The organism is Haloechinothrix aidingensis (genome assembly GCF_013450155.1).
Taxonomy (GTDB): Bacteria; Actinomycetota; Actinomycetes; order Mycobacteriales; family Pseudonocardiaceae; genus Haloechinothrix; species Haloechinothrix aidingensis.
This window is the reverse complement of sequence record NZ_JACCKD010000001.1, coordinates 194,070-207,031: the sequence shown is the minus strand read 5'-3', so window position 1 is coordinate 207,031 and position 12,962 is coordinate 194,070. Positions and strand designations below refer to the sequence as shown.

At 70.2% G+C, this 12,962-nt stretch carries 15 protein-coding genes; 10 read left to right on the top strand and 5 right to left on the bottom strand.

Annotated elements, in window-relative coordinates; genetic code table 11:
• Window positions 1-191: 191 nt before the first annotated feature.
• The 5 genes from H0B56_RS00975 (at window position 192) to H0B56_RS00955 (ending at window position 3,761) form a co-directional block, all read left to right on the top strand.
• Window positions 192-659 (top strand): DUF6474 family protein, encoded by a 468-nt coding sequence (locus H0B56_RS00975; RefSeq protein ID WP_180891016.1) that lies wholly within the window; start codon window positions 192-194, stop codon window positions 657-659.
• A gap of 58 nt (window positions 660-717) precedes the next feature.
• A complete protein-coding gene (locus H0B56_RS00970) occupies window positions 718-1,257 on the top strand; it encodes a hypothetical protein (protein WP_343063703.1) in 540 nt (179 codons plus the stop codon).
• Between the two features lie 97 nt (window positions 1,258-1,354).
• The gene (locus H0B56_RS00965; protein ID WP_180891015.1) at window positions 1,355-2,158 is read left to right on the top strand and encodes a YcnI family copper-binding membrane protein; all 804 of its coding nucleotides are present in this window, start codon (window positions 1,355-1,357) and stop codon (window positions 2,156-2,158) included.
• Window positions 2,155-2,742: a copper resistance CopC family protein gene (locus H0B56_RS00960; RefSeq protein WP_180891014.1), complete on the top strand. Its 588-nt coding sequence runs from the start codon at window positions 2,155-2,157 to the stop codon at window positions 2,740-2,742. The genes H0B56_RS00965 and H0B56_RS00960 overlap by 4 nt, the downstream gene beginning before the upstream one ends.
• Window positions 2,743-2,744: 2 nt before the next feature.
• Window positions 2,745-3,761, top strand: coding sequence for a copper resistance D family protein (locus H0B56_RS00955; protein WP_343063701.1), 1,017 nt, complete (start codon window positions 2,745-2,747; stop codon window positions 3,759-3,761).
• A gap of 141 nt (window positions 3,762-3,902) precedes the next feature.
• Here H0B56_RS00955 and H0B56_RS00950 read toward each other — a convergent pair whose 3' ends face one another.
• On the bottom strand, window positions 3,903-4,793 hold the full coding sequence (locus H0B56_RS00950; RefSeq protein ID WP_343063700.1) for a phosphotransferase: 891 nt from the start codon (window positions 4,791-4,793) through the stop codon (window positions 3,903-3,905).
• Window positions 4,794-4,803: 10 nt separating this feature from the next.
• Entirely contained in the window at window positions 4,804-6,189 is a 1,386-nt protein-coding gene (locus tag H0B56_RS00945; RefSeq protein WP_180891011.1) for a helix-turn-helix domain-containing protein, read from the bottom strand.
• A 355-nt stretch (window positions 6,190-6,544) separates the two neighbouring features.
• Between H0B56_RS00945 and H0B56_RS00940 the strand changes: the two genes are divergently transcribed.
• From H0B56_RS00940 to H0B56_RS00925, 4 genes are all read left to right on the top strand, one after another.
• Complete coding sequence (locus tag H0B56_RS00940) at window positions 6,545-6,883, top strand: hypothetical protein (RefSeq protein ID WP_180891010.1); 339 nt, start codon at window positions 6,545-6,547, stop codon at window positions 6,881-6,883.
• Between the two features lie 7 nt (window positions 6,884-6,890).
• A complete protein-coding gene (locus H0B56_RS00935) occupies window positions 6,891-7,265 on the top strand; it encodes a hypothetical protein (RefSeq protein ID WP_180891009.1) in 375 nt (124 codons plus the stop codon).
• 243 nt (window positions 7,266-7,508) lie between these two features.
• Window positions 7,509-8,171 (top strand): TetR/AcrR family transcriptional regulator, encoded by a 663-nt coding sequence (locus H0B56_RS00930; RefSeq protein ID WP_425484479.1) that lies wholly within the window; start codon window positions 7,509-7,511, stop codon window positions 8,169-8,171.
• Between the two features lie 20 nt (window positions 8,172-8,191).
• Complete coding sequence (locus tag H0B56_RS00925) at window positions 8,192-8,752, top strand: HD domain-containing protein (protein ID WP_180891008.1); 561 nt, start codon at window positions 8,192-8,194, stop codon at window positions 8,750-8,752.
• Between the two features lie 81 nt (window positions 8,753-8,833).
• Here H0B56_RS00925 and H0B56_RS00920 read toward each other — a convergent pair whose 3' ends face one another.
• On the bottom strand, window positions 8,834-10,051 hold the full coding sequence (locus tag H0B56_RS00920) for an alanine racemase (RefSeq protein ID WP_180891626.1): 1,218 nt from the start codon (window positions 10,049-10,051) through the stop codon (window positions 8,834-8,836).
• Window positions 10,052-10,182: 131 nt separating this feature from the next.
• Between H0B56_RS00920 and H0B56_RS00915 the strand changes: the two genes are divergently transcribed.
• Complete coding sequence (locus H0B56_RS00915) at window positions 10,183-11,496, top strand: D-arabinono-1,4-lactone oxidase (protein ID WP_180891625.1); 1,314 nt, start codon at window positions 10,183-10,185, stop codon at window positions 11,494-11,496.
• 28 nt (window positions 11,497-11,524) lie between these two features.
• Here the strand turns inward: H0B56_RS00915 and H0B56_RS00910 are convergent, their stop codons facing one another.
• The gene (locus tag H0B56_RS00910) at window positions 11,525-12,190 is read right to left on the bottom strand and encodes an NAD(P)H-binding protein (protein ID WP_180891007.1); all 666 of its coding nucleotides are present in this window, start codon (window positions 12,188-12,190) and stop codon (window positions 11,525-11,527) included.
• Between the two features lie 50 nt (window positions 12,191-12,240).
• The gene (locus H0B56_RS00905; protein WP_180891006.1) at window positions 12,241-12,894 is read right to left on the bottom strand and encodes a hypothetical protein; all 654 of its coding nucleotides are present in this window, start codon (window positions 12,892-12,894) and stop codon (window positions 12,241-12,243) included.
• Window positions 12,895-12,962 lie beyond the last annotated feature (68 nt).

Here is a 12,962-nt window from a genome sequence, read left to right as displayed (position 1 = left end):
AGGCGTCGGGGACGACGCGAATGACACGCGCGGGTCGCACCGCACCCGTGTCGGCCGCGCCGGTACCGAGTACGTTGGGCACTCCAGCAGGCTTGATCAGCCGTCCGGTAGGGACGACACCGGGCCCTGCCCGGAGGGTCACGCGGAAGCCGGCCGGACCGTACAGGTATCGCACACGAGGTGGCACGTCGATGGGGCACAAGCACAAGCCCGAAGAACCCGAACCACGCATCACACCGGCGAAGGCGCGCAACGCCATCGGTGTGATCAAGGTCATCGCACCTGCCGTGATCCCGGTCCTCGCTCCGCTCGCGGTACGCGCGGCGTCCGCACTGCGTGAGGCCTACGACCGGTTCCGCGCCCGCAGGCTCGGGGTCAGCATCGACTCGATCGGGGAGTTCTCCGGGCGCGGCGCTCGCCTGCACGCCCGCATCAGCGGTATCGCCAGGGAGCTCACCGGGCTGCGGGAGAGCGCGGCAGGCGACCCGGACCGTGTCACGTTCGCCGAGGAGTCCGAGGCGACCCTGCGGCAGCTCACCGCTGCCGTACGCGCCGCCGAACGGATGCCAGCCGCGCGGCGGAAGGCGGCGCACGCCGCGGTGGCTCACGAGCTCGACGCCATGGAGAACGACCTGCTGCACCACCTCGGCGTGAGCTGACCGGCAAACGGCACGTCCCGAGCCACGCTGCCCGACGCGGGGCGCATATGCTGGCCGCGTGGGACGAGAGCAGGCCGAGAACACGTCGGGACGTTGCCGGCGGCCGCTGCTCGTCACGAGTGCCGCGACGCTAGCGGCCTCGGCCCACGCGGCGGGGGGCGGCGGACTCCCGGACGCCTCGATCACCGTGGTGCTCCTCGGCCTCATCGCCTGGGTGGCGGCCTCGCTCGCGGACCGGGGGCGCGGCGTGTCCGGCACGCTCGTGATCCTGGGCGCGGCGCAGCTGGCGATGCATTTCGGGCTCACCCTTCTTGCAGGCCATTCCGGCCACGTGACCGCCTTCGACCCACGGGCCATGCTCGCCGCGCACGTCGTGGCGACGGTCCTGACCGCCCTGCTGGTTCCCGGCGCCGCGCACGGGCTGGCCGTCGCCCTTGCCGGGCTGCGCGGCCTGCTGCCCATCGCGAACCCACCGGTCCCGCCACTACCTCCCGGCCGGGTGCTGCCGGCCGTGGTCACCCCCGCGGGCCCACGCCCGGTCGTCGAGGTGCACTTCCGCAAGGTGTGTACCCGGCGCGGCCCACCAGTGCACTCCTGACGCACGCGACACCATCCCGCTGTCCCGGGCGGATATACCGCCCGCGAGCCGGAGCGATCACCCGGGCAGCCCAACGCATCCAGTCAGGAGTATCGCTATGTCGATAAAACATGCAACGTTCCGCACCGCAGTGCTCACCGCTGCCGTCTCGATCACCGGGTTGCTGGCGACCGGAACGGCCGCGGCCCACGTCACGGCACACAGCTACGGTGATCGACCGGAGCAGGAGGGCTACGGAGCGATCACGCTCCGGGTGCCCAACGAGGAAGCCGATCGCGGCACGACCGAGGTGGCGGTGACCATCCCCGAGGAGTACGCGATCACGTCGGCGCGCACCAAACCCGTGCCTGGTTGGTCCGCCGAGATACGCACCGACGAGCTGGCCGAGCCGATCGATGGCCCGCACGGCGGCGAGGTCGACGAGGTGGTCACCGGGATCGTCTGGCAGGCCGAGCCCGGCAACGAGATCGCCGCGGGCACCTCCGAGTACCAGGAGTTCGCGTTCACCGTGGGAACGCTGCCCTCGGATGTCGAGGAGCTCGTCCTACCCACCGCGCAGACCTACGAGGGCGGCGAAGTCGTCGAGTGGGATGCCCCTCCACCTGCCGAGGGTGCGGACGAGCCCGAGTACCCCGCCCCCGTCGTCCCGCTTGCCGAACAGGGGGCATCCGGGCACGGCCACGACGACGAGCCGGACACGGAGAACGGCAACGCAGGCGGTACGGACGGAGCCCTGAGCGAACAGGGCACCGACAACACGGCCCGCTGGCTCGGCGGTGCCGGGTTCGGACTCGGCGCGCTCGGCCTCGGTGTCGGCATCGGCGCCACCGTGCGTGCGCGCCGCGCAGGAGACGCCTCCACCGGCGGGGCGGCGAACGAGGGAAGTGGTGCGGCACGATGAGTGCGGTGCGTACTGGCACGCTCGCCGCGCTTGTCGCCGCGTGTGCGGTGCTCGGCCTGGCCACCCCGGCCGCGGCGCACAACGTGCTGGTCTCCTCCGAGCCCGAGGACGGGGTCAGCCTGGACAGCAGCCCTGAGGCGGTCACGCTCACGTTCGACCAGGCCGTCCAGGACAGCGATATCAACCAGATCGCGGTGACCGGGCCGGACGGCGAGCAGTGGGTCGATGCGCCGCCGGATGTGGACGGCAACGAGGTGAGCGTCCCGCTCGGCGAGCTCGGCCCGGCAGGCGAGTACGTCATCGGGTACTACGTCCTGTCCGCCGATGGCCATCCTGTCGGGGACGAGATCCCGTTCACGCTGACCGCCGGGGAAGCCGGCACTCCGGCCGCGGGTGACCCGGCAGCCGAAGATGCGGGAGACGACGGCGCGGACGAGCGGGAGAACGCTCCCGGGGAGGACCCCGAAGGGGCAGCCGAGGACGGCGACTCCGGGGTCGGCATCTGGGTATGGCTCGTGGGCGCCGGGGGTCTCCTGGTGATCGGCGTAGCCCTCGCCCTGCGTCTGGGCAGGGCAACCGGCTGAACGTGCCCACGGGACGGACCGCACCCCGGATCCGTGCGGCGATACCGGTCTACGCGGTCCCTGCCACATTGGGCGGGGCCCTGATCGGTATCGCCGTCACCGGCGCGGGTGCCGCGAACGGCATCGTCGACCCACCGACAGCGGTGCTGGTCGGCATACCGGTGGCTCGTGCGCTACTGGCCGTGGCCGCCGTGGCCACGGTCGGCCTCTCGCTGCTACCCATCCTGGTCCGCGACGAGCGGGTACCGGTGACCGAGCCGGTACTCGCCGTCGCGCGCCGGGCGGCGACGGTCACGGCGTTGCTGTGGGCGACGTGCGCGATGGTCGTGCTGGTCCTCCAGGTCGCCGAGCTGCACGGTACGACCACCGCCATCGGCGTCGGCGACCTGCGGGAGTACGCGACGCAGGTCGCGGGAGGCCGCGCGCTGGTGATCGTGGCCGCGCTCGCCCTGGCGCACGTCGCGCTCGGAGCCGTGGCCGTTCGCGCAGGCGAGAAGGTACCCGCCGAAGCGCGGACCGGGCTGGCCCTGTTCGCGCTGCTTCCCCTCCCGGTCACCGGGCACGCGTCGACCTGGGACCGGCACGAGTACCTGTCGATGGCCGTCGAGCTCCACGTGCTCGGCGCCTCCGCATGGGCGGGCGGCCTCGCCGCGCTGCTCCTCCTGGCAGGCAACCGCAGGCTGCTCGCGACAGCGGTCCCGCGGTTCTCCGTGCTCGCGACGATCTGCCTGCTGCTCACCGCCGTGACCGGGCTCGCGAGCGCGTTCGCCGCGTTCGATCAACAGGGCACGCTCGGCTTCACGGCCGCGCTCGGCACCGGCTACGGGCAGCTGGTGATCGCCAAGGTTGTGTGCCTGGCCGCGATCGGCCTGCTCGGCGCCCGCCTGCGCTTCCGGCTCGTCCCGCGCATCGCACGACACGTCCCGACCGCGTTCGCGAGCTGGGCCGGTCTGGAGCTGGCACTGATGGGGCTGGCGTTCGGTTTCGCTGTCGTGCTCAGCCGGACAGCGGTAGGCTGAGCGGGCTGTCAGCGCACTCCCGGCGCGATCTCGTCACTGTCAGTGAACACTTCGGTTCTACCGATCGCGCCGTGAAATCGGGACATACGGAACAAATCAGAAAGACGCCGAACGGCAGTCACCCGTCTGTGACCGGCATGGTCAGCGGTACCGCTCCCACCGCGTTCCCGACCGTCCGTCCCGCAGATCCGCCAACCTCCTGTGTAGCTCGGCACGGACGTCGGGTTTGCTCCGCAGGATTGGCAGCACGCTGGTGGTCAACTTGAGCTCCCGCGCGGCGCGGAGCACGTCGAACCCCTCCCAGGCCATGACGTCGAACCCGAACGCGTCGGCCAGCGCGCGGTAGTCCGCCATGCTGTCCCCGAAGCGCAGCACTCCGACCGCGAGCGGCACCAGATCCCATTCCGGCGGGCCGACACTGGCGGAGTCGAAGTCACACAGCACGGGACCGTCCGCACCGACGAGTACGTTCCCCGCATGGGCGTCCCCGTGCACCAGGGCTGTCGCGAGCGGGAACTCGAGCCTGCCCAACGCGTCACGCACCGAGGCACAGTGATCCTGAAGGAACCGGCGATCCCTGTCGTCGAGCTCCTCCGCGTCGGCGATTCTGGCCTGCACGTCATCAAGCGGGTTCCATTGCGGGATATGCGGCGGCACCGGCAGCGAATGCATGCCGCTCAGCAGCTTCCCCAGCTCGCCGGCGGTCGCCGTGCGTTCCGACTCCTCGACCTTGCGCCATACCGTGGCGAGGTACTGCCCCACGACGATCGGCTGCTCGAACCCCGGATACAGGCGTACCGCGGGGACCCCGTGCGCGGCCAGGTGGCGCGCCACGGCAACCACCTTGTACACGCGATGGCGTAACCCGTGCGAGCCGACGATGCGCACCACTGCAGGGGCGCTTTCCAGCGCGTACACCGCGTTGTTGGTGAACCGGACCAGCCGGGCTCCCCGGTGGTCCAGGCCGAGCCGTGCACATACCGCCGCGAGTGCCTCGTCCAGCTTCTCCCTGGTGAAGCGGGCTCGCCGCACGCCGCTCCGGCTAGGCTGCGTAGAAATCGTTGATGCGCTCCACAAGGTCACGAGCGTCGACGTTGTTCACCCTGCGCTCGGCTTCCTTCTTCATCGGCTGCATCCGGTCGCGCACCCGCTTCGACTTCAGGCCCTCGGCCGCGTCCAGCGCGGCTCGCCCCACCCGTGAGCCATGATCGACGTCACCCTCCAGCAGGTGGTTGGTGGCCAGCGAGCTCAGGTTGAAGACCTTGCTCCGCGCCATGTCGTCACCGTAGTTCTCCACCGCCCTGCTCAGCGCCGGGATCGCGTACTTGGTGTGGGTACGGTCCACGGTCTGCGCGAGCACGGTGTGCACCGTCCCAACCATCGCGTGCACGTCGGTCTCGTTGAAGAACTGCACCCAGGACTCGGCGCTGGCCAGGTCCGCGCGGGCGAACTCGTCCCGCGTCCTCCCTAGCAACTTCGACGCCTGCTCGGCATTGCCGAGCAACGCGTAGGCCCACGCCTCGTTCGCGCACAGCACGGCCACGGCCAGTTCGGAACCGGACTCCTGCGCCGCGATCTGGCCGAGCTGGAACAGCTTCAGCGCGTCGTTGGCCGACTCCTGGTGCAGGTAGACCCGACCCATCCGGTACAGCACGTTGGCCACGAGCGGGTCGCTGCCGCCCTGCTTCGCCAGCTCCAGGGCGCTGGAGAAGTGCCCGCGCGCCGCGTCGACCAACCCGGTGTCGAACGAGGTCCACCCCGCGACACTGTGCAGGTCCGCGAGCGCGACGAACAAGCGGGAGCGCACGCCTTCGGCGCCTCCCGCGGTAAGGAGCTGCTGCCCCCAGGACAGCTGCGCGACAACGGCATCCCGGCAGAAGCCGCCACCGTACTGGTAGTCCAGCGCACGCAACGCCCGTGTGGCTGCCTCGACCTGGCGCACGTCGGCCATGCCGATCCGGCCCGGTGCGGGTGTCGTGGCCGGGCTCGCCGCCGCAACGGGCCCGGATTCCGTTCCCAGCACAGCGGCGCCCATGGTGACCTGCGCTGCGTGCGCGAGGAACCTGCGTCGTTTCACCGACTCGTCCTCCTCGGGCTGCTCGTCGGAGCTTTCGGCGCCAGCTCCGACGACACTCACTGCTGTCGCCTCGTCGTACGCGAGGCCCATGTACCCGCGTGGAACCCCGAGGCCGTCCGCGATCCGTGCGAGCACGTCATAGGCGATGACATGCCTGCCCTTGAGGATCTCCGAGACCTCGGACTGTGACTGGCCGGTCAGCGCCGCGATCTGACGCTGGGACACGCCTTCCTTCCTGAGCAGCCGGTACACCACGCTGACGTCCCTGCTCGCGAGTGCCTCACGCATCTCGCTGGACTCCCAGACTTCAGCCTTGATGGGATGCCCCAGATCGGTATCGCTGTCGCCCATATGCGGCCTCACTACTCCATCGGGCTTCGGTGTTGCAGCGTAAGCATCCCCATTGAACCGCGCGAGGCGGCAAATGTGGAGCCTGATCGGTCGAAACGAATTCAATCGACCGCTTACCGGTGAACTTCTGCCGGTCGGCGCTCATGACTCCCGATCAAGCCCGCTACCCATCAATGTAGAAAGTAGCCCTCCGTCAGCACCAGGGTCGCCGGGATCCACCGGGCGGACCGCGGACGGGAACGGGCAGTTTGACAACTTCACACGCAGGACAGCTGTGCAGTCGCGGAGCGAATGGTCACGCCACACCGACGGTGCGGACCACAAGCATTCGACGAAGAAGGGCGGAGTTTGGCCGATGGAGCTCATTGATTCGATCGCCACCGGATACGCCGGGCCCGTCGGCGGCCAGGGCGGGTCCGCGCCCACCGGGACCATCCCACCGGCAGGCGTACCCGACGGGCTGGTCCATGACGGCAACGGAATGCTCCGCAGCAACGAAGGCGACCACACCGTGTGGCGCGTGCAGTGTGGTGACCTGATCAACCGTGGCCGCTGCGTCACGGTCTACGTCGACGCGGGCGAAGTCGTCGTGGCCTGCCCCCCGGGGGAGACCGCACGGATGTCCGCCGAGCAGGTCAGCCGCCTGCAGGTGGCACTCGGTGAAGCGACGAGGCTGGCAGAAAGGTACCGGTGAGTACGCCGTGGATCAGATCCTTGGGCAGATTCTCCGCGAAGCCGTGTGGGAACGGCTGGACATGCTCTCCGAGCTGGCCGAACGCGCGGACACCGCCTCACTGGCCTCAGCGGCTCAATCCGAGCTTCCACGTCTGGCTGAGGGATGGCGGTCCATCCTGCGCGCCCACGAACCCGATGAGCGCGGAGACTGCCCCACCTGCTCCACCCGCTGGCATCGCAGCAAGGCACCGTGCACGGTCTGGCAGGCCGCGCACGAGCACCTGGTCGCAGGCGGGCTCGCCCCCGAACAGACCCGCAGGAGCCCGGCACCGGCGAGCGGGACGGGGCGACACGCACTCCACACGGCGACCCCGCATGCGACCGGTGCGGGAGCACACTAGCCGCTGATCCCCGCCTGACGAAGGCCCCCAGACTCCGCGGGCCGGTACTGCGCACCCCCTCCCCCGACCGGTACCGGCCCGCGGTCTTCCACTCCATCTGTACGAATCCGTGCAGTCACCTGCAGGACGGTGCGAGGTTTTACGCGCGTTATAAGTATGACTTTGCGTAACGCTTACTTCTGGGTAACATGAAACACTCGATCGCAAGCAAGTGTTGTATCGGGTACCAGCGAGGAGTGGTTCGTGTCTCAGGTGCAATCGGCCCCAGCCGGACGGTCCGCCCCGGTGCCCGGTGAACCCACGCCGTTTCGCAGGCAGCCCGTCCAGCAGCGCAGCGCCAAGCGCGTGACGCTGATGCTGGACTCCTGCGCGGAGCTGCTCGACGAGGTCGGCTACGAGACGCTGTCCACCACGATGATCGCGCGCAGGGCCGGTGTGGCTGTCGGCTCGCTCTACCAGTTCTTCCCCGACAAGCGCGCGGTCGTCCAGGCACTCACCCAACGCAACTTCGAACGGTTCCTCCAGGTGGTGCGCGAGCGTCTCAACTCCGTCGACCACACGCACTGGTGGGACGTGGTCGACTCGCTGCTGGACGTCTACGTGGCCATGCACCGGGAGGTTCCTGGCTTCGCCCAGGTGCATTTCGGCGATGTCGTGGACGTGCACCTGCTCGACGAGCAGCGGGACAACAACGCCGTCGTCGCCGACTCCATCGTGGCGCTGCTCGATGAGCTGCTCGACCTACCACCCGAGCGCGTCACGCTACCGATCAGCGTGGCCGTGGAAGCGGGTGACACACTGTTGAAGTACGCCTTTCGCCGCAACGCCGAAGGCGACCAGCAGATCGTCGACGAGACCAAGCATATGATCAAGGAGTATCTGGCCAGTCGCTTCGGCGAGAAGTAGCTACCTCCGGGGAGAACCACATGGCCGACTCCGATGCCGCGCTTGCCGCATTCGGCTACGAGCTCGGCGTACTCAAACGCATGAGCCGGGCCGGTTGGTGGCACGCCGGGGTGCGGGATCCGGAGTCGGTCGCCGAACACAGCCTGCGCGCCTCCCAGCTCGCCGCGCTCCTCGCAGCTGAAGAAGGGGCCGATCCGGCCAAGGCCGCCTACCTCGCGCTGTGGCACGACACCCAGGAAGCGCGCACGGGAGACCTCCCGCGCGCCGCACTGCCCTACGTGACCAAACCCGACGCTCGCCGGATCACCGACGACCAGACCAAGGCGCTCTCCGCCGCCGCGGCGAACACGGTGCGGGCCGCGGTCGACGAGTACGAGTCGGCGAGCACGCCGGAAGCCCGCTGTGCGCGCGACGCGGACAAGCTCGAGATGCTCCTGCAGGCCGTGGAGTACGCCAACAGCGGAGTCAGCCAGGTAGACGAGTGGATCGCCACCGCCCGCAAGGCGCTGTCCACCGGCACCGCGCGCCGCATCGCCGAGGTCGCGCCGGAGGTACCACCGCTGTCCTGGCGCGACTACTAGCTGTCCGCCAGGGGCGAGCCGAAGGCCTCCTCGGGTACATCATGTGCACCGAAGGAGCCCCTCGGCTCGCCCGACACGGGGTCAGCCGAAGTTCATACCCTCCCCGCGGTAGGTCGGCACGGTGCGCACCGGATCGTCGCCGGCGATCACGTGGTACTCGTTGAACCGTTCGGCCAGCTCGCCGGCCTTGGCGTGGCGCAGCCACACCCGGTCGCCGACGGCCAACCGGCCGGCGGCACGTCCCGTGACCGGGGTCTGCACCTCCCCTGCTCCCTCGACGTCACGGAGCCGCAAGCCCGCCGGAAGGTGCGGTGTCGGCAGCCGGGACGGCCCTGCCTCGCCGGAGGCGACATAGCCGCCGGAGAACAGTGTCGCGACCCGTCTCGCGGGCTTGCGTACCACCGGCAGCGCGAACAGCGCGGCCGGGCGCGGCCGGAACCGGGAGTACCCGTCGAACAGTGCCGGACCGAGCAGGCCCGATCCCGCGGCGAGCTCGGTGACCGACTCATCGGCCCTTGTCGTCTCGAAGCTGCCCGTGCCGCCCCCGTTGACGAACTCCAGCGGGCACACCTCGCGCACCGCGCGTACCGCGGCCGCACGGCGGGCAGCGAGCTCCCGTGCGGAGCGCTCCTGCATCCGCCGGATGACCGCCGCCCGCAGCGGGTTACCGCTCGCGTCGCCGACCCCGGCGATCTGCCCCTCGTAGCCCATCAACCCGACCAGGCGAAAGCCCGGACGCGCGGCGACTATCCCGGCCAGCTCCGCCGCCTGCCGCGGGGTGACTACCGGGGAGCGGCGGCTGCCGATATGTACCCCTGGCAACGGGCGCCACGAGACGTCGAGCTCGATGCACACCCGGACCTCCTGGCCCGCCGTCCCCATCCTGCGCACCGCAGCATCGACGAGATCGAGCTGCGCCGGTGCGTCGATCATCAGCGTGACGTGCCGCCGCGCGGCCGGATCGGCGGCGAACCGGTCCAGCGCCCGCGCATCCGCCGTGGGGTAGCCCACGAGAAGGTCGTCACTGACCCCGTGCCCGTGCAACCACAGTGCCTCGGCGAGGGAGTAGGACAGTACGCCCGCGGTGTGCGGCGCCGCGAGGGCGCGCTCCAGCAGGTGCCGGCAACGCACGGACTTGCTGGCCACCCTGATCGGGAGCCCGGCTGCCCTTGCGGCCAGGTCATCGAGGTTGGCGTCGAAGGCGTCCCGGTCCACGACCGCCAGCGGGGCCTCCAGGTGGCACGTCGCTGCCTCGTATCGCGTGCGCGCTGCCGCGCCGCGATCGCCGTCTCCACGCATGATCCTCACACCCGCACCGTACGATACCGCCGGAATTAATGCGAACATCTTTCACGTATTCGTTCCCGACAGCGCGCCATGACCGACTGGTCAACGAGCGCCCGATGAGGTAGGAAACCCCTGTGCACGAGGTGACGTGGAAAAACTGGGCCGGCACGGTACACGCGCGCCCCCGAGCGGTGCACCGGCCGCGCTCGACCGAGGAGATAGCCGACGCGGTCACCGACGCCGCCCGGGGTGGTGAGCGCATCCGTGCCTGGGGCAGCGGGCACTCGTTCACCGCGGCCGCGGCCACCGACGAGCACGCCATCGACCTGACCGGGTACACCGGCGTCACCGACGTGGACATGCACGCCGGGCTGGTGACGGTGCGCGCGGGCACGACATTGCGCGAGCTCACCACGATCCTGGATGCCCTCGGGCTCGCCATGGTCAACCTCGGCGACATCGACGCCCAGACCATCGCGGGTGCCATCTCCACGGGCACGCACGGCACGGGGGCATCGCTCGGCGGGCTGGCCACACAGGTCGCCGCGCTCGAGTTGGTGCTCTCCGACGGCTCGATCGTCGGCTGCTCGCCCACCGAGCGCCCGGACCTGTTCCAGGCCGCACGGGTCGGGCTCGGCGCGCTCGGCGTGATCAGCACGGTCACGCTGCGCTGCGTCCCGGCGTTCGCCCTCGAAGCGAGCGAGCGCCCCGAGCCGCTCGAGGACGTACTGGACGGCCTCGACGAGGGCATCAGCGGCAACGACCACTTCGAGTTCTACTGGTTCCCGTACGGGCGCAACGCGGTCGTCAAGCGCAACAACCGGATCCCGGACTCGCAGCGACCCCGCCCACTCGGGCCGGTACGCGAGTTCGTGGAGTACGAGCTGGTGGAGAACCGTGCCTTCGGCGCGCTGTGCAGGCTCGGCCGGGCGGTACCCACGCTGGTGCGGCCGATCGGTGCGGTCACCGATCGGATGCTGTCCACACGCCGGTACAGCGACCGGTCGCACCGCGTTTTCGTGACCAGGCGCACGGTGCCCTTCGTCGAGTCCGAGTACGCGATCCCGCGTGCCGCGCTCGGCGACGTGCTCGCCGAGCTCCGTGCCGTGGTGCCGCTGCTGCGCGACCCGATCGCGTTCCCCGTCGAGGTCCGGGTGGCCGCGGCCGACGACATCTGGCTGTCCACCGCCTACCAGCGCGACTCCGCCTACATCGCCGTGCACCAGTACGCAGGGATGCCCTACCGGGAGTACTTCGCGGCATTCGAAGCGATCGTCTCGGCTGCGGGCGGCAGGCCGCACTGGGGCAAGCTGCATTCCCTGGACGCCGATGCGCTGCGGGAGCGCTACCCGCGTTTCGACGACTTCCGCGACCTGCGCCGGCAACTCGACCCGGACGGCGTGTTCAGCAACGCCTATACCGACCGAGTCCTCGGCCCGGTCGGGAGCCGAAGGTGACAGCGGGCTCCATCTATGGAGCCGGCTGTCACCTTCGGCTCCTCGCCACCGCGCGAACAGCCTCCGCGACCGGGGTCTCGCCCCCGATCAGTTCCAGCGTCATCCGTGCCGTCTCCGGCGCGTCCAGCAAGGCGCGCAGCACGTCGGCGACATCGTCCCGGGAGACCTCCCCGCGGTCGACCTGCTCGGCGAGCCACACGCGGCCGGTGCCCTGCGCGTCATCGAGCCGACCGGGACGCAGGATGGTCCAGTCGAGGTCGCGAGCACGCAGGTCCTGTTCGGCCGCGGCTTTCGCGCGCAGGTACGCCGCGAACACCTCACCCACAGCGGGATCATCGGCACGATCCAGCGCCATCGCGCTGATCTGCACGAGCCGGCGCACACCCGCACGCTCGGCGGCATCGGCGAGCAGGACGGACGCGTCGCGGTCGACCGTCTCCTTCCGTGCCGCCCCGCTGCCCGGGCCTGCGCCCGCGGCGAACACCGCCGCGTCGGCGCCGGTCAGGATCGCGGCGACCTCGTCCGCGCCTGCCTCCTCGAGGTCGCAGACCTCGCTGGATGCACCGACCGCGGACAGGTCGTCCCGGTGCGCCGAGTTGCGGACGATGCCGCATACCTCGTCGCCGCGCTCGCACAGCAGCCGCGCGAGGCGGAGACCGATCAAGCCGTGCCCGCCCGCGATCACTACACGCATGATCTCACTCTAGCGAGATGATCATGCGTGCGTGTCGGCCGGGCGTGCCGTCACTCGGCTCCTGCCGGCACGTCCGCGGACTCCAGGACCTGCTCGTAGGCGAGCTCGTTGATCCACCGCGAAATCGGGTCGACGCCCATCATCACCCGGTCCACGCTGCCCGCGAGATCGCGACTCACCCCGTCCTCGCCGTCGAGGGTGAGGATCGACAGGCCGTAGGCCCGCGCCCGGGGAAGGCAGTTGGTCACGTAATCGTGGGTGAGGGCAGCCTCGCCCGGCAGCAACATCGCGGCGTCGAAGTAGCGCGCGAACGGCACGGCCCAAGCCAGCGCCGTACGCCAGTGCCGCGTCACGGTGAGCACACCGCTGATCTCCACGGCGGGGGCGGGCGCCACATCCGCCATTTCCGGCCAGGTCCACGTCGCGACCGTCGTACGGTCGATCACCGGCTCGTACCCGGTCGCGATGCGCTCGGCATGCGCATCGGGGCGCAGCCGCGCCACCAGGTGCACCTTCCTGCCGAGCACGCGCATCTCCGGCAGAACCTCGCCGCCCCAACCGAGCTCGGCGGCGGCCTTCTGCGCCACACGCCGGGTGTCGTCCGGGAGGGGACCCGGCGGGACGACTCGGTTCGGGCACGCACCCGCACCCTGCGAACCACCAGTGACCGACGTCGATCCTGTGTGTCCAGGTGTCACCGCCACGAAGTTCAGCCTCCTCGTAATCTTGCCGCTCGGCGCACGCGTACTGCCCGTGCAACTGGGCGTGCGAG